Origin of the sequence: Methylomonas rosea, from assembly GCF_024505055.1 — a bacterium.
Classification (GTDB): domain Bacteria; phylum Pseudomonadota; class Gammaproteobacteria; order Methylococcales; family Methylomonadaceae; genus Methylomonas; species Methylomonas rosea.
The window spans coordinates 13,030-36,289 of record NZ_JANIBL010000034.1; the positions used below are offsets into that span (position 1 = coordinate 13,030).

Below are 23,260 nucleotides of genomic sequence, written 5' to 3' on the forward strand. Positions count from 1 at the left end.
AACTTACTTTTCGCTGGAGAAGTATTTGAAAAAGTCGGAGTTCGGTTTTAACACCAAAGTATCCTGAGTTTTTTCAAACGACGTTTGATATGCCTGCAAGCTGCGGTAGAACGCATAAAACTCGGGGTTTTTACCGTAGCTTTTCGCGTAAATCTCCGCTGATTGCGCATCACCGCGACCGCGAATGCTTTCCGCATCGCGCTGGGCGTTGGCAACTATCACATGTTTTTGTTTATCGGCTTCCGCACTGATTTGCTCGGCACTTTCCGCGCCCTGCGAGCGGAATTCTCTGGCTACCCGCTCCCGTTCCGCGCGCATCCGTTGATACACCGAGCTGCTGACTTCCGGCGGCAAATCGATGCGTTTAACGCGAATGTCGATTAACTCGATACCGAACTTTTCGGCAGTGGGCGACAATTTTGCCAGCAAAGTTTGTCTGAGTTCGTTGCGGTCTTCGGAGATCAATTGTTTGATGGTCCGTACGCCGAACTCGCTACGCATCGCGTCTTTCATAATTTGGTCTAGGCGTAGATTGGCTTGAAACTCGTCGCCGCCGACCGTGGTGTAAAAGAGACCCACATCACCGATTCGCCATTTAACGAATGAGTCAACAATAACGTTCTTCTTCTCGGAGGTAAGAAAACGCTCGGATTTCGCATCCAAGGTCAGCACACGCGCATCAAATGTGCTGACGTTATTGATGATGGGGGTCTTGAAATGCAGCCCGGGAGTGTAGTCGGATGTGACCATCTCACCGAGACGAAACAGTATGGCTTTTTCGTTTTCTTTCACGTAAAAAACCGACATATAGGCCAGTACGCACAGAGTCAAACCGGCCGGAATTAATACTTGAGTGGTTTTGCTGCTCATTGTTTGCTCCTGCTAGGACGTAATTCGTTGCCGGTGGATTTGCGAGCGCCGTTTTTGTCGCCGTTATGCGGTTCGGAGCTTAGTTCCGGTTCCGTGTGGCTGGCGGTAGGCTGTGCATGTTGGGTCATGGTTTGCGGCAAAGGCATGTACATCATCGGGCTGGATTGGTCATCGTTCAGCATGATTTTGTTGGTGCTGCTGTACAGTTTTTCCTTGGCTTCCAGGTACAAGCGTTTACGGGTGATGGCAGGGCTTTTTTCGTATTCCACCAGCAACTGATCGAAACGTTCGGTTTCACCCTTAGCTTTGGCAACTTTCTCGGCTTCGTAAGCTTCCGCTTCTTGAATAATCCGCGATGCCGCACCGCGCGCTTTGGGGATCACTTCGTTGCTGTAGGCTTCGGCTTCGTTAATCAAGCGTTGCTTGTCTTCCCTGGCCCGAATCGCATCCTCGAATGCGCCTTGCACTTCTTCAGGTGGCTGCGCATCCTGCAAGTTGACACTGGCAATGCTGATGCCGGCTTTGTAGCCGTCCATCGCCTCTTGTATCTGTTCTTTAATCTCGGCGACGATTTGGCTGCGGCCTTCGGTTAAGACGAAGTCCATATTGTTGCGACCGATCACCGCTCGTTCCACGCTTTCAGTCAATTGCTTCAGCGTGTTCTCATTGTTTTTGACATTAAATAAGTAATCGCGAGCATTATTGATTTGATATTGCACGGCCAGGCGAACGGTAATGATGTTTTCGTCGCTGGTCAGCATCAATGATTCTTGCGGGATAACGGCTGATTTGTTAACCCGGCTGGAATCGGTGTAGCCGACTTCGATAAACCGTTGTTGTTCTACGTTGACATTGGTGACGCTTTCGATAGGCGCCGGAATATGCCAATGCGGGCCGGGCAAAGTAGTTTCCGAATACGCACCGAAGCGACTCACCACGCCTCGGTTTCCTTGATCGACGATGTAAACGCCGCTGGCCAGCCAGACGACAGTTAACGTACCGCCCACGGCGGCGGCGATGTTGGTTAAAGAAAACATACTCTTATGATCGTTAAAGAAGTCGCCCGCTTTGGTAGAGACTTGCTTCCACTGCTTATCCAATTCCAACTTCCAGTCGGACTGCGGCGTTTGCTTACTGGTGTTTTGTTTTTCTGATGACATAATCACTCCTCTTGTAGTGTTAGCCTGACCTGGGTCAATGATTGTTATTGTTAGCCATCCTTGGGTTCGAGAAATAGCATAAGGTCAAAGCCAAATTGTTGTTTCAATTTTTTTAAAGCTTCATTTTGAATTTGCCTGACTCTCTCCCGAGTAACATGCAGCTGATCCGCTACTGCCTGCAAGGTCATTTCCGTGTGATCGCGCAGACCGAAACGCATGGTTAAAATCGCCGCCTGTTTTTCCGGTAGCGAAGCAACTGCTTTGTCGACATATTGAGCCAGATCCTGATCAATTAGTTCATCGAGTGGCAGACTGAATTGATGCTGCTGCATTTTTGCCATCAATTCCAGGTTATCGTCATCATCACCTATCGCCGCGTCCAAAGAATGCGTGGCTTGATAGTAACTGCTGATGGTTTTAATCTCTTGCTCGGACAAATCGCAAGCAAGTTTTAATTCGGCGATGCTCGGCCAGCGCTCATATTTAAGGTAGCAACTGCGCATGGCCTCGAACACGGTAGCGGCTTTTTCGGCCAAAGCCACCGGCAAACGGACAATTTTTTCTTGTTTGACTATCAGACGGGATATGGCCTGTCTGATCCAATAGATGGCATAAGTGGAAAAGCAGATGCCGCGATCAGGGTCGAATCTATCCACCGCTTTAATCAAGCCCACCAAACCTTCCTGCATCAAATCTTCGAAGCTCAAATTGCTGGTTTTGTACTTGTGAGCAACGAAGGCCACCAGGCCGGTGTTGGCGGAGATCATTTGCTGGCGCAAGCTGCGCAGTTCGCGTTTGGCTTTGCCCAGGCGTTTTTTGAAGTCTGCGCTGTCTTCGGTGTCTGCGCTCAACACACCGTCTGCTTGTGCCGCACTGTCCATCAAAAATACCGGTAACAAGTGCAGGCTGTACAACAAGCGATTGACCGAACGAGCCACCAAGGATTGCTGCGCAAATTCCGAACCCATAAGTTGTACAACATTCTCGGCTTGTACAACTTTGTCCTGTCCGTTATTCTCGACATAAAGGACAGGATTGTTTTTATTTGCCGACTGGCTGTTGACCAGTAATTGCAGCAGTCTTTTATAGTCTTCTGAGTTCTTGGCGACGATCAGATCCGAGCAGTCCACGCCAGAATTGAGATCGTGCAAAAATCTGTTGATTATCAAAGCGTTGGTCTGCTTGTTTTCCAGCAATAACGCTAACAGAGTCTGCCTGGCCTGTTCAACTTGAACGGCAAGTGAGTTGGGTTGGGATTCTGTTACCGAATCCATCTCGCTATCGATTGGCAATGTGGCTAAGTTGGACATAATCAATTCACTTGGTTATTTAAGTTGTTGGCAAATAACTTACTAGAATGTAGAATGTTTGTCAAAGTATTTTCTATACAAAAGTTGAACAATGTACTCAATTAAAGCGATTACCTCCTTAACCGGATTAACAGCGGAAACACTAAGAGCCTGGGAACGTCGCTACGCCTGCATCATGCCGGCGCGGAACAGCACGGGGCGGCGTTTCTATTCTCAACAGGATTTGGAAAAATTGACGCTGTTGGTCAATCTGACCCGAAAGGGCCATCCCATCGGCAAGCTGGCTACCCTGGACAACCAGCAACTACAAGATTTTCAGAAACAAGTCAGCGTTCAACCGTCCGAAGAGCAATCGCCGCTACTGGCGCAGATCATCGATTCGTTGAAACAATATCGCATCGAACGTTGCGAACAGTTGTTGAAGAAGGCTCTGATCGCTGCCGAGCCGTTGGACTACGCCAGAGACATTTTGTTGCCTGCCTTGCAGACAGTGGGAGAGCTTTGGCACGATGGGAAATTAAATATCGCCCAGGAACACATGTTTTCCAGCTGTATCAAGCGGATTGTGTTGAGCATGGTGAACAATTTGCATCACCACTCTAAAAACAATCCGGGCATGCTGTTTGCCACGCCAAGTGGCGACCCGCATGAGTTCGGGATTTTGGTGAGCTGCTTGATCGCTGCCAATCAGGGCTACAACTGCTACTATTTGGGTGCGGACCTGCCGGCCAAGGATATTATCGAGGCCTGTCAGCACTTGAAGCCGGACGTGATAGTCATGGGATTGGTAAAGACCCCGCCGGAGCAAGTAACCCTCGACGAATTGCAGCTGATAATAGATTCAGTCAACAGCGAGGCCACCCAGGTATGGCTGGGTGGCAGTGGGGCTTATTTTTACTACGCGCAATTGCAAAATGATTTAAGTAATTGCGAATTGATCACCGATATCGATCATTTCAACGCCAAAGCCCAGCAACAGCAGTTGTCCAACTGAATTACAGGCTAAATCCAGACAACGTGCCGCAGATGATTCGCTAACGGCAGCTTATCGAAGGTCGGGCTGGCCGAAACGCTGACATTGGTATGGATATTCCCGTTATTTTTAGTTCGCTCAAGAACTTTTCTCGAAAGCTTCTACACACTGGCAAGCAGCAATAAAGTTGCCGAAGCCATTCAATCAACCCGCTAACAGGTGAACGCTATGAACGAAGATACATTCAACATGGAAATCAGAAAATTTCTGAAAACAGTCGGTATCAGTTCGCAACGCGAAATTGAGCATGCAGTGGCGAAAGCATTGGAATCCGGAAAATTAAGCGGTTCGGAAAGTATCAGCGTGAAGATGACCTTGGAAGCGCCGGCGGTGGGCATCAGTCATTGTATTGAGGGGATTATCGCGCTGGAATGACGGGCGCATTTTTTGAGAGGGCAGCAGACCAGGGTGAGTTCACGCTGGTCGCATAGCCTGAGGACGGTTTATGACGCGGATTCTTTCTTAGCTTTTTTCGCGGCTTTTTTTTCTTTCGGGCTTGAAGCCGGTTGTTTCTTGGTTTCCTTATTGCTTTTTTGGGCTTTGCTCATGCTGTTGGCTCCTTGGTATTGATGGTTTTGTCCGGTAAATAATCAAATGATGCCTGTATGCCAGTGAACACCAACGACTTGAAATAACCCGTAAACGAAGTTATACACCTATTCGGCGCTGCGAATCGGTGTGGATTACCGTTGCCAAGTTTCATTAACCCGGCCATTAAATTCCCTGGACTCGTCATTCTCGCGAAGGCGGGAATCTAGGATAGCCGCTGGGCTCCCGCCTGCGCGGGAGCGACGATATTTCGGGGCCGGGTTAATAAGCGGGCAGAATGTCAAACAAAGTATGCCGCGCGGTACTTGCAAATAGTCCTGATCTCCGCATTGTTCAATGCGTAAGACCCGTAAAATCAACAAACTAGCGTCCGAAATACGCGGATGACAAATTTTTACATGTCCTTCATAATCAACCAACGGCAAGTTTGCTCAAATAAGCCTTTTCGGTACTTTCGCCAGTTCAAGTCATGAATGAGATCACTTACGACATCGATAGTTTACTGATCGCCTGCATGTTGCTGGGATCCATGGCAGTGACAATCGAGCTGGGTTATCGCTTGGGTTTACGGATTAAACCTAAGGTGGACGATAATTTCAAAGCCCATGTCAATTCCATTTCCGGGTCCTTACTCGGCATTCTGGCATTGTTGCTGGGTTTTACCTTCTCGTTATCCTTACAGCGTTATGACAGTCGTAGCGAGGCGGTGGTCGACGAAGCCAATGCCATCGGCACCGCCTATTTGCGCGCGCAGTTATTGCCGAAGCCGGTACGCGAAGAAGTAAGCGGCTTAATACGCAACTATCTGGATTTGCGGGTCAGAACCGGCTATGTCGACTTAACCCAGCATGGGCAGAGGGAGTTACTGATCGCGGAGGCCGGACGCATGCAAGCAAAGCTTTGGGATTATGCCAGGCAAGCGAATGAACAGGCACCCAGTCCGGTGACCACTGGTTTGTTTATCCCTGCCTTGAACGATTTGATCGATAATTTCGGCAAACGCGATGCCGAGGTGAATCGGCATGTACCCGAGTTGGTGCTGGGGTTGTTGTACATCACCTTTGTGATAAGCGGGGCTCTGGTCGGCTATACCAACGGTCTGGCCGGGCATCGCACATCGTTTGTTACTTATATTATGGTCTGGCTGATTGTGGTAATGGTGTTCATTATTCTGGATTTGGATCGGCCGTATCGGGGCGTAATCCGGGTGAGTCAGCAGAGTTTGATCGATTTGCAGGCAGCTATTCGCGATGATGGAGCCGCCGATAACCGGCATTAGTATTTTTTAACAACCGGAGAATTTCGCCATGTTGGACATTATCCTGATCCTCGTTGCAGTGATTATTCTGATTATTCTGGCATTGGCCAGCAGACAGCCGGATACTTTTCAGGTTTCCCGGTCCATCAGTATGGCCGCGCCGCCGGCAACGGTTTTTACCCAAATTAACGATTTGCAGAATTGGCAGGCTTGGTCGCCCTGGGCCAAACTTGACCCCAATGCCAAAAACAGCTTTTCAGGGCCGCAAGCCGGTGCCGGTGCCAACATGAGTTGGGCCGGCAATAATAAAGTAGGCGAGGGCAGTATGACCATTGTCGAGAGTCGCCCGCACGACTTGATCCGTTTCAAACTCGATTTTCTTAAACCGTTTAAAGCCAGCAATACCGCCGAGTTTACCTTCACATCCGCAGGGGAAAATACTGTTGTGGTCTGGAGTATGTCCGGCAAAAATAATTTCATCGGCAAACTCATGAGCCTGATCATGAATTGCGACAAAATGGTGGGCGGTCAGTTTGAGCAGGGCTTGTCGGCTATCAAAGCGATAGTGGAGGGGGCCGGTTAGATTGGATTGAATAGCTTGGTCAGAGGGTAAACGAATATTTCCAAATGGAGGCGTCGATATTCAGTTGAATAAATCACGCCACCCAATTTTCCAATAACAAGCCCTGTACACGCTCGAATTCGCGCAAATTGTTACTCACCAGGATTAGCCCTTGACTGCGGGCGTGGGCCGCAATATGCAGGTCATTAATGCCGATGGTTTGGCCGATTTGTTCCAGCGCGGCGCGGATGCTGCCATAGTGGTAGGCGGCGGTATCTCCGTAAGGCAATATCTGTAAACGGCTGCAAAAATCTTCGACTACAGTAAGGTTTCTAGCGGGGAATTGGCTTTTCTCGGTACCGTGTACCAACTCGGCGAGCGTGATAGCGGAAATCGCCATACGTCCATGTTGGTTATTGAATTTAGTCAATACTTCTAGCGGCCGTCGCTTGATAACGTAGATGACAATGTTGGTGTCGAGCAGGTATTTCAGCATGGGTTTTGCCTAAAAACTGTCACGCTCAGTTTGCTGTTGGCTGGCGCGCTCGGTCATGAAATCGTCGCTGACCGTCGGACCATTCAAAAAAAAGCTATCCCATGTGGATTCTGCCGGCGCTATGATGCGCTCTTGACCGATGACCCGAACTTCAACTTTCTTAACGGAATCGGGAAAACGCATATCGGCGGGGAGGCGCACTGCTTGACTGCGGTTATTAGTGAAAATCGTGCTCGTAGACATGGTTGCCACCTGGTATTTGTATATGGCAAGACTATATCCTTAGATTTGTTTAAAAATCAATACCTTTCTTGGCACCAAGAGAGGCCAATAAGGCCGCATCGGCAATAGCAAGCTAATCCTGGATTTCTGCCCACGAACTCTGCAAATAAAGCGCCTCAACCTTTTGTCTTGCCCAGGGCGTCTTGCGCAAAAACTTCAGACTGGAGGTAATGCTGGGGTCTTTGGCAAAGCAATTGATGTCGATGCGGCTGGCCAATTCCGCCCAGCCGTATTTTTCCACCAAACGGGTCAGCAGTGTTTCCAGTGTGATGCCATGCAATGGATCTTGCTTGCCGGGTTTAGTCATCGGCGGCTTCGCCAGGGTTGGTTTCGGCCTTTTTCACGCGAATGCGGTTGCCTTCCATTTCCAGACCATTCAGGGTCTTGATGGCGGCCTTGGCTTCGCCGGCCTTGGGCATTTCCACAAAGCCGAAGCCTTTCGAACTATTGGTGTCTTTGTCCATCACCAGTGAGCAGGATTGTACGCTGCCGTGTTCCGCGAACATGGCCCGTAATTCGGTTTCGGTGGTGGTGCGGGGAAGATTGCGTATCAGTAGTTTCATGGGTTTGCTTGTTTATGCTAAAGGGTCGCAACTATACAACTTATCGGATTGGGCTTTTTTGCTAAATACGCGCTGTGCTGCAAGCGGTTTAGGTTTTGTCGGTTATACGACAATAAATCGGCTAGCCAATGCGCAGCGATACGCTTTATTTCTGCGCAAACCCGACAATTCGCCGAGTTTGGCGGGCTCGCTGACGGCGGATTACCGTGGTGCGATTATTGCTGCAATGTGGTTTTCCATCACCGGATCGGTACTATGCGCTACGAACCTTACCAAGAAGAATATGATGCGGCTCAATCCATGAGCGATGAAGATCTGTTGGAATATTTTATGTATCGCATCGTCGAAATGGACGAAGTCTGGGGTTTGAAAGAAAGCCGGCAATGGATTTTGCGAGTGGTGGACGGCCATGAAACCTTGCCGGTCTGGCCGTACCGGCGTTATGCCGACGAGGCGGCGGTCGGCGACTGGGAAAACATGATAGGTGTGGCGGAGACGCTGGATTTTTTTATGTATCAGGTTTTGAACAAACTGACGGCGCAGGGTGTGCTGGTGGAAATCATGCCCAGAAAAGCGGCGGCCGGCTGTCTAATCAGCCCGCAACGGCTGTTTAATTTTCTGGAGGGCATGCGCGAGTCGCGAGACTTTGTGTTGGACGATTAACTCCGTTCCGGCAAGTCAATCTAGCCCCCAGCCGAGCTTGCAGTACGCGGGAGTACCAATATTGCGGCTGTGGCGATTAGTCTTCAGCAAAACCTGAGTTGGCGTTCAGCAACGTATCAATCCGTTTAAAAATGTTAGAGTAAACACCTGCTAATCGGTCTTTAGAGGTGTTATGCACTATTGGGTTTTCTCCGGCGCTAGATATTCGGCGGCTTGGCTGTTGCTGGCAAGTCTTCTGTCCAGCGTGACACAGGCCGATGTTTATCGGCTATCGATCTCGGAAAAGGCTATCAATCTGATTGGCGAAACCCAGCAGGCCGTGCTCGCGGACGAGGCTCTGCCGGCGCCTACCTTGCATTGGCGGGAAGGAGAGGATGTGACCTTGCAAGTCACTAATCTGCTCAAAGAACCGACCTCGATACACTGGCACGGCATCATTCTGCCTTACCAAATGGACGGTGTGCCGGGCATTAGTTTCGACGGCATAGCACCCGGCCGGACCTTTACCTATCAATTTAAAGTTAAGCAAAGCGGCACCTACTGGTATCACGGTCATTCCGGGATGCAGGAACAACAGGGCTTGTTTGGCGCGCTGATCATAGCCCCGCAACAGGAGCAGCAAACAGTAGATCGCGATTATGTGGTCATGCTGTCCGATTGGCCGCGTGCCGACCCGGAGCGGACCATGGCCCGCTTGAAAAAACAAAGTGACTATTACAATTTTCAGCAGCGCACGGTAGGCGATTTCTTCGCCGATGTTCAACGCTTGGGTTTTTGGGAAACCGTTAGTGATCGTCTGGCCTGGGGCGAAATGCGCATGGAACCCACTGACTTGGCCGACGTGACCGGTGCCAATTATCGCTTCTTAATCAACGGCCAAACCTCGGAAGCGAAACCGCTTTATCTGTTCAAACCCGGTGAAAAAGTGCGTTTGCGCTTTATCAACGCCTCGGCGATGACGCATTTTGATGTGCGCTTGCCGGGTCTGAAAATGACCGTGATTGCCGCAGACGGACAACCCGTCGAACCGGTTGCTGTGGCGGAATTTCGGATTGCGGTCGCGGAAACCTACGATGTGTTGGTGCAGCCGCAAACCGAACAGGCTTACAGTATTTTTGCCGAAGCGATGGATCGCAGCGGTTATGCTAGCGCTACGTTGACTCCACGCGCAGACTTGCAAGCCTCGTTGCCGACAATGCGCCCCATGACCTTGTTGACTTTAGCGGATATGGGCGGCGAGCATGCCGTCCACGCTGCTCATCAAACATCGGTTCAGCCGGTTGCCGGCGAGGAAGTTGGTCACGCGTATAAGGAACACTCGGCTACACCCGTCCCCACCATGACTGAACACGCCGGCCATCGGCAAACAACAGCCGAGACAGCGCCAAATCCGCATGCCGGGCATGTCATGCCTGTTGCGGATACCAGCGATACAGGAAAGCCCTTGAGCTATAACCAGTTAATTGCCACGCAACCGAATCACGCGCTGATGGGACCGCCGGACCGGGAAATCACGCTAAGGCTAACCGGCAATATGCAACGCTACATCTGGTCGTTCGACGATACCAAATATGCCGATGCTGAGCCGATACGGGTCAAGTTCGGCGAGCGGATTCGTTTCACCTATGTCAACGAAACCATGATGAACCACCCTATCCATATCCACGGCCTCTGGCAGTATCTGGATAATGGTAACGGCATGTACAATCCGAAAAAACATGTGATCAACGTCAAGCCCGGCCAAACTGTCAGCGTCGATGTGCCGGCGGATGCGGAAGGCGAGTGGGCCTTTCATTGTCATTTGCTGTATCACATGGATACCGGCATGTTTCGTAAATTGATCGTGGAAAGGGCGGAACATGTGCATCCGTAAGACTTTGCTTAGCCCCCGAAATATTTGGTTTTGTCTTGCGCTATTTTGTACCACCGCAGCGGCGCACGACAGCGCTATGGTATTTAATCATTTCAAGGCCGACAGGCTGGAATACGAAGGCAATCAAGGCTTGCATCTGTTCAAATGGGATGTGCAGAACTGGACCGGTACGGACGAAAACAAGCTCTGGTTGAAATCGGAAGGCGATTATTCCGCCGATCAAAATATCTTCGGCCGCGCCGATTTACAGATCCTTTACAGTCGCAATATCGACACCTATTGGGATTTTCAGATCGGCGCCCGGCGGGCGATAGAGCCCGAACGCACCTTTGATGCGGTCATCGGCTTTCAAGGGCTGGCGCCGTATTCTATCGAAGTGGACAGCGCGATGTTCATCAACGAGAAAGGCAATGTGCTGGGGCGTTTGACGCTGGGTTACGAAATGCTATTGACTCAGCGGCTTATTTTACAGCCGCGCGTGGAAGTGAATGTGGCTGCCGAGGACATCCAAAATCGCGGTGTGAAAGCGGGCGTTACCGAATTTGAAGCGGGCTTTCGCTTGCGTTACGAGATCGAACGCGAATTTGCGCCCTATGTGGGTATGGACTATGTCGAGGAAGCATCGCTCCGCGAACACCAGCACAGCTTGCGCGGTGTAGTAGGCGTGCGAGTGTGGTATTGAGCCGTTGCGGACCTGTATATTTTTGAAAAGTTAAAATCCAATTTTTCACGCCAATGGGGATTGGTAAAATATTGGAATAGCCAGGAGATATTTTTTGAAACAATCTTTTTACGACTTAAATTATCCCGATTTGGAAGCGGTTATAAGTCAGAATAATTTAAACCCTTCGGTCGCTGCGATTCTTTTTAATTGGCATTATAAGAAAAAAGAAAGCATTCAATGTCGTGATAATATTTCAAAATCATCATTAGCTTTTTTCGAACAATATTTCGACTTTTCTCTGCCCGAAATAAATTTGGTGCATGAGTCGTCAAAAGATCGAACAGTAAAGTTTTTGTTTAAGCTCAAAGACAATCACAAAGTCGAAACTGTCCTTATTCCGTTTAACAATAAATATTCTATTTGCTTGTCGTCGCAGGTTGGCTGCGCAATGAATTGCTCTTTTTGTTTTACCGGAGAGCAGGGGCTTAAACGGAATTTGGCTACCAGCGAAATTGTAGGTCAGTTTCTCCAGGCGTGGCGATGGTTGGCAAGCAATAGACCTGGAGAAGAGCGGATTTTAAATATCGTTTTTATGGGGCAGGGCGAGCCTTTACATAATTTTGATGCTGTTAAAAAAGCCTGTGAAATTTTTTTATCGCAACGTGGAACGTCAATTGGTGTGCAAAAAATTACGATTTCAACGGCGGGATATATCCCCGGCCTCAAAAGATGGAGCCAGGAAACTCCAGGCGTGAATCTGGCCTTATCACTGCATTCACCCTTTACGGAAAAGAGGAATGAGCTTATTCCCATTAATAAAAAATATCCGCTAGCTGAGGTATTAACCTACATAGACGCAATACCTTTACAAAAAAAGCAATTTATTACTTATGAATATATTCTGATAAAAGGTTTCAATGACTCTCCGGATGATGCTAAAAAATTGGGGGCGTTACTGGCAGGAAAACGTGCCTATATAAACTTAATTCCTTTTAACCCATTCCCTGGCTCACGTTACGAGAGTCCTGATTTGGATGAAGTCGAAAATTTTAAAGCAGTATTAGATGAATTTAGAATCCCGACTTTAATAAGAGGCACGAAAGGCGATGACGTATTGGCAGCATGCGGACAACTTAATTCTAAAAATTAAAAAGCTCCCCCTTTAATATTTTGGCAGGATGGCAATATGACAGCTGCGCGGACCAGCCATACGCACCCGCTTCAAATCGCCGAAGTACGTGCGAGTCCTTTGCATGGACGGATAGGAATCACTTTCTGTCCCGGCAAGCATGACCACTTTGCTTACACGGGTGCCTGGGAGCGCGATCTTGGTATCGATCTTGAGGTCATCGCTGCCTGGGGGACAAAGCTGGTGCTGACGCTGGTCGAACCCGCTGAACTCAAGGCGCTTAAGGTGCCGCAGCTCGGACATGAAATTCGCAGGCGCGGCATAGCCTGGCTGCATCTGCCGATTGCCGACTATTCCGTGCCTACCCAGGCGTTCGAGCAGCAGTGGCTTACGCAAGGCCAGGAAATCCGGCAGATGTTGCGCAATGGCGAAGACGTGCTCGTGCATTGCAAGGGCGGCTTGGGGCGGGCGGGTATGGTCGCGGCGCGGCTATTGGTGGAATTGGGCATGGATGCTGAAGAAGCGATCCAGGCGGTCCGAGCTGTGCGTAAGGGCGCCATCGAAACGCCTGCGCAATTGGCGCTGGTGCGTCGCACTAAATCCATCCCGTAAGCCGGCATATTGCGATGCACGCGGATATGCCACCCATCGATACCTCCACCATGCAGCGGATCGGTGGGCAATTGGGCACCAACCCCGCTGGCATTTTTCAGGACAGTAACGGCCGGCGTTACTACGTGAAGACGCTGGAATCTCCGGCGCATGCGCGCAATGAAATGATCGCAGCCAAACTCTATCAACTGGCTGGAGCGCCCACTTTGACCTATGTGAACACAACAGCGCCTGAGCAGATCGCGACAGAGTGGCTCGAACTCGACAAGAAGTGCATCGCTCATCTCAACGATAGCGAACGCAAACAGGCTCAGCAATGGTTTGGTGTGCATGCTTGGACTGCCAATTGGGACGCCGCCGGCTTCAATGGCGACAACCAAGGTGTTGTCAATGGCAAAGTGTTGACACTGGATGTGGGCGGAGCGCTGGCATTCCGGGCTCAGGGCGATCCCAAAGGCAAAGCATTCGGCACCCGCGTGGACGAACTAGACGTGCTGCGCAACGACGATGACAACCCGCACGCCGGCAAACTCTTTGCAGACATGAGGCCAGAAGACGTCAAACAGGCTATCCTGGTGGTGCTAAGGATACCCGACGACATAATTCGCCAAGTCATTATTGACTGCGGCGGCGGTCACGCGCTAGCCGGGAAGATGGTTGCGCGGAAAGCCGATATGGCTGGGCGCTAGCTAATTTTTGCAGGGCCGTAGGGCGAGAGGCATAGTGCCATTCGCCACGCTCCGGGTGTTTTATTTCAGTTGCGGAGCGATTCTCTTTTAGGACTTTGCATGTGCCGAGCAAAGTGAAACGCAGTAATGGCGAACGATGCGCGAAGTGGCGTCCTGGTGGCTTTCCTTGGGTACTTTTTTATGGTGGAGTAAGTCGGTCCGCGAACCGACATTAAAACCAGCCATCTTGCTAGCGACAAAACAAAAAGCCAATGACCAACTACCAAGAAATCCTAACATTCTGGTTCGAAGAAACGGCTCCCAAACTCTGGTGGTCAGTCAATCCGGACTTCGATAAAACTATCTGCGACCGATTCTTCTCCACTCTGCAACAAGCCATAAAAGGCGAATTGTTCAGTTGGCGGCAAGAACCAAAAGGCCGACTCGCCGAAGTCATCGTCATTGATCAGTTCTCCAGAAACATCTTCCGCGACACGCCTTCGGCATTTGCTCACGATCCGATGGTGCTGGTTTTGGCGCAGGAAGCAATTGCGGCGAAGGCTGAACTTGGCTTGTCGCCCGTGGAGCGCAGTTTTCTGTATTTGCCCTTTATGCACAGCGAGTCCAAAACCATCCATGCTTGGGCGGAAAAGCTCTATCGCGAAAATGGCTTGCCGGATAACTACCAGTTTGAGTTGAAGCACAAAGCCATTATTGATCGCTTCGGCCGTTACCCGCATCGCAATCAAATTCTGGGGCGTGCCTCAACAGCCGAAGAACTTGAGTTTCTTAAACAACCGGGTTCCAGTTTTTGAGGGCCGTCAGGAAAAGCAAGTAAATGGAAGCCTGTGGGTATATTACTCGAGTTTCCACGTGTCACGTGGGAACTCAGATGTCTGCGCGGTGGTGTATTTGCGCCGCAGCGCGGCCAAGTCCTGCATTACCACGCGGCGCGTGGGAACGAGGAAAGGATGTGAAGGCCTTCGCCGTCCTTGGCTTCTGGGTTCCGGCAATCCCTGCCGGAACGACGTGTTTTTTCTTAACTTAATGGCAGTGACGCGGCGCGTGGGAACGAGGGAAAATAGCAATAAAAAAGGCCGGTTACCCGGCCTTTTGTTTAGCGTGTTGCTTGTTTAACCCAGCAATCCTTGCAACAAGCCATTCAACTTATGCACAAACGCAGACGGATCATCTAACTGCCCACCTTCGCTAAGAATGGCTTGGTCGAACAAAATATGGCTGATGTCCGCGAAGCGGGCATCGTCCTGCTCATTTTTCAAAGCCTTGACGATGGCGTGGTCCGGGTTGATCTCGAAGATCGGCTTGCTGCCGCCCATGCCCATCATGTTCATAGATTGGCCGGCTTCTTTCATGATGCGCTCCATGTTCAGGCTCATGTCGTAAGCGCCGGTCACCAAGCAGGCAGGGGAGTCGGTCAGACGGTGACTGACTTTCACCTCGCTGACTTTGTCTTTCAACACGTCCTGGATTTGTTTCAGAACCGATTCGAAATCCTTGTTGATTTCTTCCTGGTGCTGTTTTTCTTCTTCAGTGTCGAATTTATCCAAATCCAGTTCGCCTTTGGCGATGGATTGCAGATGCTTGTCGTCGAAGTCGGTCAGGCTGGATACCAGCCATTCGTCGATGCGGTCGGACAACAACAATACCTCGATACCTTTTTTACGGAAGATTTCCAAGTGCGGGCTGTTTTTCGCGGCGGCGAAGCTGTCTGCGGTGACGTAGTAGATTTTTTCCTGGCCTTCCTTCATTCGGCTGACATAGTCCGCCAGCGACACGTTTTGGGTTTTGTCGTCGGTATGGGTAGACGAGAAGCGCAGTAACTTGGCGACACGGTCTTTGTTTTTGTGATCTTCGATCGGGCCTTCCTTGATAACGTTACCGAACTGTTCCCAGAATTTTTGGTATTTCTCGGCGTCGTTTTCGGCCAAATCTTCCAGCATGCCCAGCACTTTTTTCACCGCGCCGGTTTTGATCGCGCTGATTTGTTTGCTTTGCTGCAAAATCTCGCGGGAGACGTTCAGCGGCAAACTGTCTGCGTCAATCACGCCGCGGACGAAACGCAGGAAGCGCGGCATCAATTGCTCGGCATCGTCGGTGATGAAAACTTTTTTGATATACAACTTCACGCCGTGTTTGGCATCGCGGTCCCACATATCGAACGGGGCGCGGCTGGGTACATACAACAGCAAGCTGTATTCGTTGGTGCCTTCGACACGGCTGTGGACGTGAGTTAGCGGCTCCTGAAAGTCGTGCGAGACGTGTTTGTAAAACTCGGCGTATTCTTCTTCGGAAATCGAATCTTTCGATTGCGTCCATAGGGCCGAAGCGCTGTTGACGGTTTCGTCTTCGACGCGGGCCGGTGCGGTTTCGTTTCCTTCCTCGTCTTTTTCGGCCGGAATTTCCTCGCTCATCACGATGGGCAGGGAGATGTGGTCGGAGAATTTTTTGATGATGGAGCGCAGTTTCCAGCTGTTTAAAAGTTCCTCTTCGCCTTCTTTCAGATGTAAAACAATTTCGGTACCGCGGCTGGCTTTGTCGACCGACTCAATGGTGTAATCGCCTTCGCCGGCCGACTCCCAACGCACGGCTTCGGAAACCGGCGCGCCGGCTTTGCGAGTAGTCAGCGTGACTTTGTCGGCGACAATGAAGGCCGAATAAAAGCCGACGCCGAATTGGCCGATCAGTTCGCTGTCTTTCGCTTGATCGCCGGTCAGGCGTTCGAAGAATTGCTTGGTGCCGGATTTGGCGATGGTACCGATATGGTCTTGCACTTCGGCGCGGGTCATGCCGATACCGTTATCGCTGATGGTGATGGTCTTTTTGGTTTCGTCGAAATCAATGCGGATTTTTAATTCGCTGTCGCCTTCGTACAAGCTGTCGTTGGCCAAGGCTTCGAAACGCAGCTTGTCGGCGGCGTCGGAGCCGTTGGAGATCAACTCGCGTAAAAAGATTTCCTTGTTGCTGTACAAGGAGTGAATCATCAAGTGCAGCAAATGCTTTACTTCGGTTTGAAAACCTAGGGTTTGTTTGTTTGCCTCAACAGTCATGTCTATACTCATTTGGTTGTAAAGTGGACTGGGGCGAGTTGGGGATGATAATTTTATTTTTCAAGTCCGCCACGCGTTGTGGATTTTATGGAGCCGATTTCTTGAGCGTTTTATTAGCCTTCCTGTCATGAGTTTTAGTTTAGCCGGCAAAAGTATTCTGATTGTCGAGGACAATCCTGTGTTCCGCAAAGCCATGCGGGACATGCTGTATAGCTTGCAAGCCGTTACCGTGGTCGAAGCGGATAACGGCATTGCGGCGATTAATGCGATGAGCAAAAGCAGTTTCGATATTGTGCTGTGCGATTACAACCTGGGTGTCGGTAAGAACGGGCAACAAGTCTTGGAGGAAGCCAGGCACCGGAATTTAATCGATTATCGCTGCGTGTTTGTGTTGATCAGCGCCGAGCAGACTACCAGTGCGGTTCTGGGGGTAATGGACAGCAAGCCCGATGAATATCTGACCAAGCCCTTCAATGCTCAGCAATTGATGAGTCGGCTGACGCGAAATTTTGCCCGCAAGGAATTTATGGCCAGTATCGACAAGGCGCTGGCAGGCGGCGATTTGTCTAAGGCAATTCAGTTATGCGATGCATTGCTGCTGTCGGCAGACAAGAAAATGCATCTGCATTTGCTGAAAATGCGCGCCGAGCTGGCGATTTCCGCGGGCGATTTCGACAAGGCCAGGCAGATATATCACGAAGTCTTGGAGCATAGAGAGCTGCCTTGGGCACGCTTGGGTTTGGGGGTGATCGATTTCCAAAACAACAACATCGAACAAGCGATTGCCGGTTTTCAGAGTCTGGTAGCAGATAATCCGATGTTGATGGAGTGTTACGACTGGTTGGGCAAGGCCTACGAAGCTTTGGATCAGTACAACGACGTCGAAAGTGTGTTGCAGCAGGCACTGCAATTGTCGCCGCAATCGATACTCAGGCAAAAAAAGCTGGCTGAAGCGGCGGATAAGAACGGTAACCTGGAAACCGCCGAAAAAGCCTACAAATCTGTGGTCAAGCTGGGTAAACATTCCGTGCATCGCGCTTGCAGCGACTTTTCCGGATTGGCTAAGCTTTACGCCAAAACCAATGCGGCCGATGAGGCCTTGAAAACGCTGGAGGAAATGCGTAAGGAATACGCCAATCATCCCGAGGCGGAGTTGCGTGCCTCGACGGTGGAAGCAGATGTGTATAAAACCTTGGGTAACGAGGAATTGTCGCAGAAGGCTTTACTAAAGGCCGTGGATATTTGCGGTCGAATGGGTAATAAAGCGCCCAGGGATTTGCAGTTAGAAGTGGTGAAAACCTGTTTCCTGAGCGACGAACACGATAAAGCCGAAGAAATACTTTACGATCTGATTCATGCGCATATCGACGACGAACAGTTCTTGAACGATTTACGCCGTATGCAAAGCGGCATAGGCATGGATAATCACTCGGAAATCCTGATTCAAAAAACCAAGCAGGCTTTGATCGCGACCAACAACAAAGGCGTGGCTTTGTACAAACAGGGTAAATTTGCGGAGGCTTTGGCGTTATTCGAACAGGCCATCCTGACCATGCCGGATAACAAAACCATCATCGTGAATATGTTGAAGATCATGATTCACGATTTGAAGGTTAATGAATTTTGCGAAGAAAAAAATCAACGTATCAAAGCTTTAATCAATAAAGCCAAGCAAATTGGCGTTGATCAACATAAGCTGGGGATATTACAAATGGAATATGCAAAATTGAGACAGTCTCAGACGGCCAAGGCTTAAAACCATGCAAACCAATCCTAAAAGCAACGGCTTGTTTCCCACTATTCTCGCGTCCACTGTTCACGATATAAAAAATTCCTTGGGTACCTTGCTGGAGCTGGTTCGGCAAACTGCTGCCAAGCAAGACGGCCAGTCCGCCGAATTGAATCAGTTGGAGTTCGAGGCTGCCCGTATTAATCATAGCCTGATGCAATTGCTGGTGATGTACAAGGTCGATTCGCAAAAATTTAGTTTGGATATCGAAGAATGCCCGGTGATCGAGATTGTCGACGAAGCGATTCATCAACAGGCGCGCTTGGCCGGATTGCACAATATCGATCTACAAGTGGATTGCGCTGCCGACGAGATGTGCTATTGCGATAATGCCATCATCAGCAACTCGCTGGCAGCCGTCTTGAATAATGCTTTGCGTTATACCCACAAAACCATTTTGATTGTCGTGGCTGAAGAAGATGGTTACCTAACTATCGCCATCGAAGACGATGGTGAGGGTTATCCGCCCCATTTTTTAGGCGCAGACTTAAACGATACGGCCGAATTGGATTGGGTATCGGGAAATACCGGGCTGGGTTTGTATTTTGTTTCGGTGATGGCCGGCTTGCACAAAAATGCCGGGAAAAGCGGATTTGTGCAGATCGACAACGAAAGTCGTTTGGGCGGCGCGAGGTTTAAATTGTTTTTGCCTTAAGGTTTGCAGAATCACTAGACACTGAAGGATGGTACTAAGGTACAATGGCCCCGATAAAATTAGCGTTTTTCGTCGGGCAGACGGTTAGAAAAATTAAAAAAATCTTTATATATGAGCATTTTAGTAACCGGTGGGGCCGGGTTTATCGGCAGCAATTTTGTGTTGGATTGGCTGTCGCAAACCGACGAATTGGTCGTCAATTTGGATAAATTGACCTATGCGGGCAATTTACAGAATTTGGCTTCGCTACAGGGCGATAGCCGGCATGAGTTTGTAAAGGGCGATATCGCCGATTACGACTTGGTGCTAAGTTTGTTGGAAAAACATCAAATTAGGGCCGTGGTTAATTTTGCCGCGGAATCGCATGTCGACCGCTCCATTCACGGGCCGGAAGATTTTATTCAAACCAATATCGTCGGCAGTTTCCGTTTGCTGGAAGCGGTGCGTCAATACTGGAATAACCTGAAGCAACCCGCCAAGCAGACATTCCGTTTACTGCATGTGTCTACCGACGAGGTTTACGGCTCCTTGGAAAAGACCGATGCGCCGTTCGCCGAAACCCACCAGTATCAACCGAACAGCCCGTATTCCGCTAGTAAAGCCGCCAGCGATCATTTGGTGCGCGCCTATCACCATACTTACGGTTTGCCGGTGTTGACCACCAACTGCTCCAACAACTACGGGCCTTATCATTTCCCGGAAAAACTCATACCGCTGTGCATTCAAAATGCCTTGTCCGGTAAACCTTTGCCAATATACGGTGACGGTCAACAGATTCGCGACTGGTTGTATGTGAAGGATCATTGCAGTGCAATACGCCGGGTGCTGGAGTCAGGCACGCTTGGCGAGGTTTATAACGTCGGCGGCTGGAACGAAAAAGCCAATCTGGATGTGGTCAATACGCTGTGCAGCATTCTCGACGAACTACAGCCGCGCGCTGACGGCAAATCCTACGCCGCGCAAATCACCTACGTTACCGACCGTCCAGGGCACGACAGACGTTATGCCATCGATGCTTCCAAGCTGGGGCGTGAGTTGGGTTGGAAGCCGGCGGAAACCTTCGAAACCGGCATCCGCAAAACCGTACAGTGGTATCTGGATAACCAAGCCTGGGTCGTCAATGTGTTGTCCGGCGACTATCAGTCCTGGCTGGACAAAAACTATGCTGAGCGTAGTGCATGATAAATATGTCCCGAGGCTATTCATTAGCTGGTGCTGAATGAAAATTTTGCTGTTCGGTAAAAATGGTCAGCTTGGCTGGGAATTGCAACGGAGCTTGGCACCCCTGGGTAACTTGGTCGCGCTTGATAGATTCGATCAGCATTATTGCGGCGATTTAAGCAACCCCAACGGGATTGCCGAAACGGTCCGTGCGGTGCGTCCTGACGTCATAGTCAATGCCGCAGCCTACACCGCGGTGGACAAGGCCGAGTCGGAAAGCGAATTGGCGAATATCGTCAATGCAGTGGCGCCGGGCACTTTAGCCGAAGAAGCTAAGCGCTGCGGTGCCTGGCTTGTGCATTATTCCACTGATTACGTGTTCGACGGCAGTGGCGATAAGCCTTGGCGGGAAGGCGATCAAGTCGGGCCGTTGAATGTCTATGGCCAAACCAAACTGGCTGGCGAACTAGCTATTCAAGCCAGCGCTTGCCTCCATTTAATTTTCCGGACCAGCTGGGTTTATGCGGCCAGAGGCAATAATTTTGCTAAGACGATGCTGCGCTTGGCGCAAGAGCGGCAACAACTGTCGGTGATTAACGATCAAATCGGTACGCCAACCGGAGCCGAATTGCTGGCGGATGTGAGTGCGCATGCCATTCGTCAGGCGCTAAAAACCTCGGAAGTGGCCGGTGTTTATCATCTGACCGCCTGTGGCGAAACCAGTTGGTACGACTACGCGCATCTGGTGTTCGACTATGCGCGTGGGGCCGGTATAGAACTGAAAACCGATAAGCAGTCGGTAGCGGCCATTCCCACTAGCGCTTACCAAACTCCGGCGCGACGGCCGTTAAACTCCCGATTGAATACCGAGAAATTGCAAAACGTGTTTGGTTTACAGCTGCCGGCTTGGCAGTTGGGAGTCGAGCGTATGTTGTCTGAACTCTACGGAAAATAAATATGAACCAGCGTAAAGGCATAATCCTGGCCGGAGGCTCCGGTACCCGGCTTTATCCGGTGACGAAAGCGGTGTCCAAACAATTGCTGCCGATTTACGACAAGCCGATGATTTATTACCCGCTCAGCACCTTAATGCTGGCTGGAATTCGCGACATACTGGTCATTTCTACCCCGCAAGACACGCCTTTATTTCAGCAATTACTGGGTGACGGCAGCGATTGGGGCATTAATTTGGAATATGCCGTGCAGCCGAGTCCGGACGGCCTAGCTCAGGCATTTATTATCGGAAAAGGATTTATCGGCTCGCATCCAAGTGCGTTAGTGCTGGGCGACAATATTTTTTACGGACACGACTTACACGTGCAGTTGCGCAAAGCGGGCGATCAGGAATTCGGTGCCACGGTATTTGCTTATCATGTTCAAGATCCGGAACGTTATGGTGTAGTCAGTTTTGACGCGCAGGGTAGGGCGACATCGTTGGAAGAAAAGCCCCAGCAACCGAAAAGTAATTACGCAGTAACCGGTTTGTATTTTTACGATAAACAAGTGGTTGATATAGCCGCGGATTTAAAACCATCGCCGCGCGGCGAGCTGGAAATTACCGATGTAAATAGAGTTTATCTGGATAAGCAGCAACTGAGCGTTGAAATTATGGGGCGTGGATATGCATGGCTGGATACCGGTACGCACGCCAGTTTAATCGAGGCCAGCAATTTTATCGAAACCATTGAAACTCGCCAGGGCCTGAAAATCGCCTGCCCTGAAGAAATCGCCTGGCGTAGTAATTGGATCGGCGACGAGCAAATCGCAAAACTGGCCAAGCCGTTGGCGAAAAATGGTTATGGACAATATTTGCTCGCATTACTGAATAAGCAGGTTTTTTAATTTATGCGGTTTTTTAACCTGGCCCTTGAATTCCCAGTGACCGTCATTCCCGCGCAGGCGGGAATCCATTGTAGCAACTGGGCTCCCGACTTCACGGGGTTGGCCATATTTAAGGGTCGGGTTAACAGTGCGTTGAGGCCTTTATACATCGTCAAGGCTAGAGTTGGGAGTGATGTAAATAATGGTAAGCATAAAAAATCTATAAAAATCTCCTTTCTCTGGGAGAAAGATATGCTTGAATTTTTAGATCTTGCCAGCGGCAATAAGTCCGTCCACTGAAGAAATTGCCATGTTTGATAAACAACTGGTCGATGCCGTTTGTAAAATCATTTTGAAACATGTGGCGGCAACGCGAATTTATTGTTTTGGTTCCCGTGTCACCGGAGATGCAAAACCCGAGAGCGATTACGATTTTGGATTTGATGCGGACGACACGCCCGAAGCGGATGTCTTGACAGCGATTCGTAATGAAATAGATCAATTGCCCACCTTGATCAAAGTCGATGTGACGTGTCTCAATAAGGCTGATCGTCGTTTTGTAAATCGGGTGAGAGCGTCAGGAAAAGTAGTTTTTAGCGCCACCAAGGCCCTCAGGGTGGAAGATGGGCTAATGTATTTTCGGCGCGCACTGGAGAGATTCCAGGTTGTGATCAACGAGCGTGAGCGCTGGATTGCCGAGGGCAATGGCGACATCGTATTGGATATCGCCGCCAAGCGCTTTGAGTTTACCTACGAAATGGCCTGGAAGGCGCTGAAACGCTGGCTGGATTTTCAAGGCATAGATGCCCGCAGTCCCAGGGCAGTATTCAAAGAGGCATTCGCGTTGGGAGTGCTCCCGGATGAGAAAACCTGGCTGGATATGATAGAAATGCGCAATCTATCATCTCATGTTTATGACGAACATGAAGTGTCGGGACTGCTTGATCAACTTGAGCGATTCAATGATGCATTTGCAGATTTACTGAATAGAATTGATCTGCCAACGCACGAGCAAGAAACCGGCAGCAATGGCGAGATGCCTCCAAATCTTTGAACATAAAATTTCTTAATTAA

At 50.0% G+C, this 23,260-nt stretch carries 25 protein-coding genes; 17 read left to right on the forward strand and 8 right to left on the reverse strand.

Annotated elements, in window-relative coordinates; all coding sequences use genetic code 11:
• Positions 1-3 precede the first annotated feature (3 nt).
• The 3 genes from hflC to NP589_RS11985 are packed head-to-tail and all read right to left on the reverse strand — an operon-like array spanning position 4 to position 3,340.
• A complete protein-coding gene (hflC, locus tag NP589_RS11975) occupies positions 4-870 on the reverse strand; it encodes a protease modulator HflC (RefSeq protein ID WP_020482229.1) in 867 nt (288 codons plus the stop codon).
• Positions 867-2,030 (reverse strand): FtsH protease activity modulator HflK, encoded by a 1,164-nt coding sequence (gene hflK / locus NP589_RS11980; RefSeq protein WP_256607202.1) that lies wholly within the window; start codon positions 2,028-2,030, stop codon positions 867-869. Before hflK ends, hflC begins: the two co-directional genes overlap by 4 nt.
• A gap of 50 nt (positions 2,031-2,080) precedes the next feature.
• Positions 2,081-3,340 carry a sigma-70 family RNA polymerase sigma factor gene (locus NP589_RS11985; protein WP_256607203.1) on the reverse strand — a complete coding sequence of 420 codons (1,260 nt, stop codon included), beginning with the start codon at positions 3,338-3,340 and terminating at the stop codon, positions 2,081-2,083.
• Positions 3,341-3,431: 91 nt separating this feature from the next.
• On the opposite strand from NP589_RS11985, the gene NP589_RS11990 reads away from it, so the two are divergent.
• The 4 genes from NP589_RS11990 to NP589_RS12005 all read left to right on the forward strand — a co-directional run bounded on the left by NP589_RS11990 (position 3,432) and on the right by NP589_RS12005 (position 6,763).
• Positions 3,432-4,334: a MerR family transcriptional regulator gene (locus NP589_RS11990; RefSeq protein ID WP_064036629.1), complete on the forward strand. Its 903-nt coding sequence runs from the start codon at positions 3,432-3,434 to the stop codon at positions 4,332-4,334.
• 207 nt (positions 4,335-4,541) lie between these two features.
• Positions 4,542-4,748 carry a DUF6494 family protein gene (locus NP589_RS11995; RefSeq protein WP_256607204.1) on the forward strand — a complete coding sequence of 69 codons (207 nt, stop codon included), beginning with the start codon at positions 4,542-4,544 and terminating at the stop codon, positions 4,746-4,748.
• A gap of 643 nt (positions 4,749-5,391) precedes the next feature.
• Complete coding sequence (locus NP589_RS12000; protein ID WP_256607205.1) at positions 5,392-6,201, forward strand: bestrophin-like domain; 810 nt, start codon at positions 5,392-5,394, stop codon at positions 6,199-6,201.
• 28 nt (positions 6,202-6,229) lie between these two features.
• Positions 6,230-6,763, forward strand: a complete 534-nt coding sequence (locus NP589_RS12005; protein ID WP_256607206.1) for an SRPBCC family protein — start codon at positions 6,230-6,232, stop codon at positions 6,761-6,763.
• Positions 6,764-6,836: 73 nt separating this feature from the next.
• Here NP589_RS12005 and vapC read toward each other — a convergent pair whose 3' ends face one another.
• The 4 genes from vapC to NP589_RS12025 all read right to left on the reverse strand — a co-directional run bounded on the left by vapC (position 6,837) and on the right by NP589_RS12025 (position 8,083).
• Complete coding sequence (vapC, locus tag NP589_RS12010) at positions 6,837-7,238, reverse strand: type II toxin-antitoxin system tRNA(fMet)-specific endonuclease VapC (protein ID WP_256607207.1); 402 nt, start codon at positions 7,236-7,238, stop codon at positions 6,837-6,839.
• Positions 7,239-7,247: 9 nt separating this feature from the next.
• Entirely contained in the window at positions 7,248-7,481 is a 234-nt protein-coding gene (vapB, locus tag NP589_RS12015; RefSeq protein ID WP_064036623.1) for a type II toxin-antitoxin system VapB family antitoxin, read from the reverse strand.
• A gap of 112 nt (positions 7,482-7,593) precedes the next feature.
• Positions 7,594-7,827, reverse strand: coding sequence for a VF530 family protein (locus tag NP589_RS12020; protein ID WP_064007646.1), 234 nt, complete (start codon positions 7,825-7,827; stop codon positions 7,594-7,596).
• A complete protein-coding gene (locus NP589_RS12025) occupies positions 7,820-8,083 on the reverse strand; it encodes an RNA recognition motif domain-containing protein (RefSeq protein ID WP_256607208.1) in 264 nt (87 codons plus the stop codon). Before NP589_RS12025 ends, NP589_RS12020 begins: the two co-directional genes overlap by 8 nt.
• A gap of 255 nt (positions 8,084-8,338) precedes the next feature.
• Here NP589_RS12025 and NP589_RS12030 point away from each other — a divergent pair, with 255 nt between their 5' ends.
• From NP589_RS12030 to NP589_RS12060, 7 genes are all read left to right on the forward strand, one after another.
• Positions 8,339-8,746, forward strand: coding sequence for a DUF2750 domain-containing protein (locus NP589_RS12030; protein ID WP_256607209.1), 408 nt, complete (start codon positions 8,339-8,341; stop codon positions 8,744-8,746).
• A 172-nt stretch (positions 8,747-8,918) separates the two neighbouring features.
• Positions 8,919-10,619, forward strand: a complete 1,701-nt coding sequence (locus tag NP589_RS12035; protein ID WP_256607210.1) for a copper resistance system multicopper oxidase — start codon at positions 8,919-8,921, stop codon at positions 10,617-10,619.
• 76 nt (positions 10,620-10,695) lie between these two features.
• Positions 10,696-11,301, forward strand: coding sequence for a copper resistance protein B (locus tag NP589_RS12040; RefSeq protein WP_256607211.1), 606 nt, complete (start codon positions 10,696-10,698; stop codon positions 11,299-11,301).
• A 94-nt stretch (positions 11,302-11,395) separates the two neighbouring features.
• Positions 11,396-12,433 (forward strand): dual-specificity RNA methyltransferase RlmN, encoded by a 1,038-nt coding sequence (rlmN, locus tag NP589_RS12045; RefSeq protein ID WP_256607212.1) that lies wholly within the window; start codon positions 11,396-11,398, stop codon positions 12,431-12,433.
• Between the two features lie 36 nt (positions 12,434-12,469).
• Entirely contained in the window at positions 12,470-13,024 is a 555-nt protein-coding gene (locus NP589_RS12050) for a cyclin-dependent kinase inhibitor 3 family protein (RefSeq protein WP_256607213.1), read from the forward strand.
• Between the two features lie 26 nt (positions 13,025-13,050).
• Complete coding sequence (locus tag NP589_RS12055; protein WP_256607214.1) at positions 13,051-13,713, forward strand: hypothetical protein; 663 nt, start codon at positions 13,051-13,053, stop codon at positions 13,711-13,713.
• 251 nt (positions 13,714-13,964) lie between these two features.
• Positions 13,965-14,507: a DUF924 family protein gene (locus NP589_RS12060; protein WP_256607215.1), complete on the forward strand. Its 543-nt coding sequence runs from the start codon at positions 13,965-13,967 to the stop codon at positions 14,505-14,507.
• A 318-nt stretch (positions 14,508-14,825) separates the two neighbouring features.
• Here NP589_RS12060 and htpG read toward each other — a convergent pair whose 3' ends face one another.
• Positions 14,826-16,760 (reverse strand): molecular chaperone HtpG, encoded by a 1,935-nt coding sequence (gene htpG / locus NP589_RS12065; protein ID WP_256607216.1) that lies wholly within the window; start codon positions 16,758-16,760, stop codon positions 14,826-14,828.
• A 127-nt stretch (positions 16,761-16,887) separates the two neighbouring features.
• On the opposite strand from htpG, the gene NP589_RS12070 reads away from it, so the two are divergent.
• From NP589_RS12070 to NP589_RS12095, 6 genes are all read left to right on the forward strand, one after another.
• Positions 16,888-18,516, forward strand: coding sequence for a tetratricopeptide repeat-containing response regulator (locus NP589_RS12070; RefSeq protein ID WP_256607217.1), 1,629 nt, complete (start codon positions 16,888-16,890; stop codon positions 18,514-18,516).
• 4 nt (positions 18,517-18,520) lie between these two features.
• Entirely contained in the window at positions 18,521-19,204 is a 684-nt protein-coding gene (locus tag NP589_RS12075; RefSeq protein WP_256607218.1) for a sensor histidine kinase, read from the forward strand.
• A 111-nt stretch (positions 19,205-19,315) separates the two neighbouring features.
• Positions 19,316-20,386 (forward strand): dTDP-glucose 4,6-dehydratase, encoded by a 1,071-nt coding sequence (rfbB, locus tag NP589_RS12080; protein ID WP_256607219.1) that lies wholly within the window; start codon positions 19,316-19,318, stop codon positions 20,384-20,386.
• A 37-nt stretch (positions 20,387-20,423) separates the two neighbouring features.
• Positions 20,424-21,320, forward strand: a complete 897-nt coding sequence (gene rfbD, locus NP589_RS12085; RefSeq protein ID WP_256607220.1) for a dTDP-4-dehydrorhamnose reductase — start codon at positions 20,424-20,426, stop codon at positions 21,318-21,320.
• Positions 21,321-21,322: 2 nt separating this feature from the next.
• A complete protein-coding gene (gene rfbA, locus NP589_RS12090) occupies positions 21,323-22,207 on the forward strand; it encodes a glucose-1-phosphate thymidylyltransferase RfbA (RefSeq protein ID WP_256607221.1) in 885 nt (294 codons plus the stop codon).
• Between the two features lie 289 nt (positions 22,208-22,496).
• Entirely contained in the window at positions 22,497-23,240 is a 744-nt protein-coding gene (locus NP589_RS12095; protein WP_256607222.1) for an HI0074 family nucleotidyltransferase substrate-binding subunit, read from the forward strand.
• The last annotated feature ends 20 nt before the right edge of the window (positions 23,241-23,260 follow it).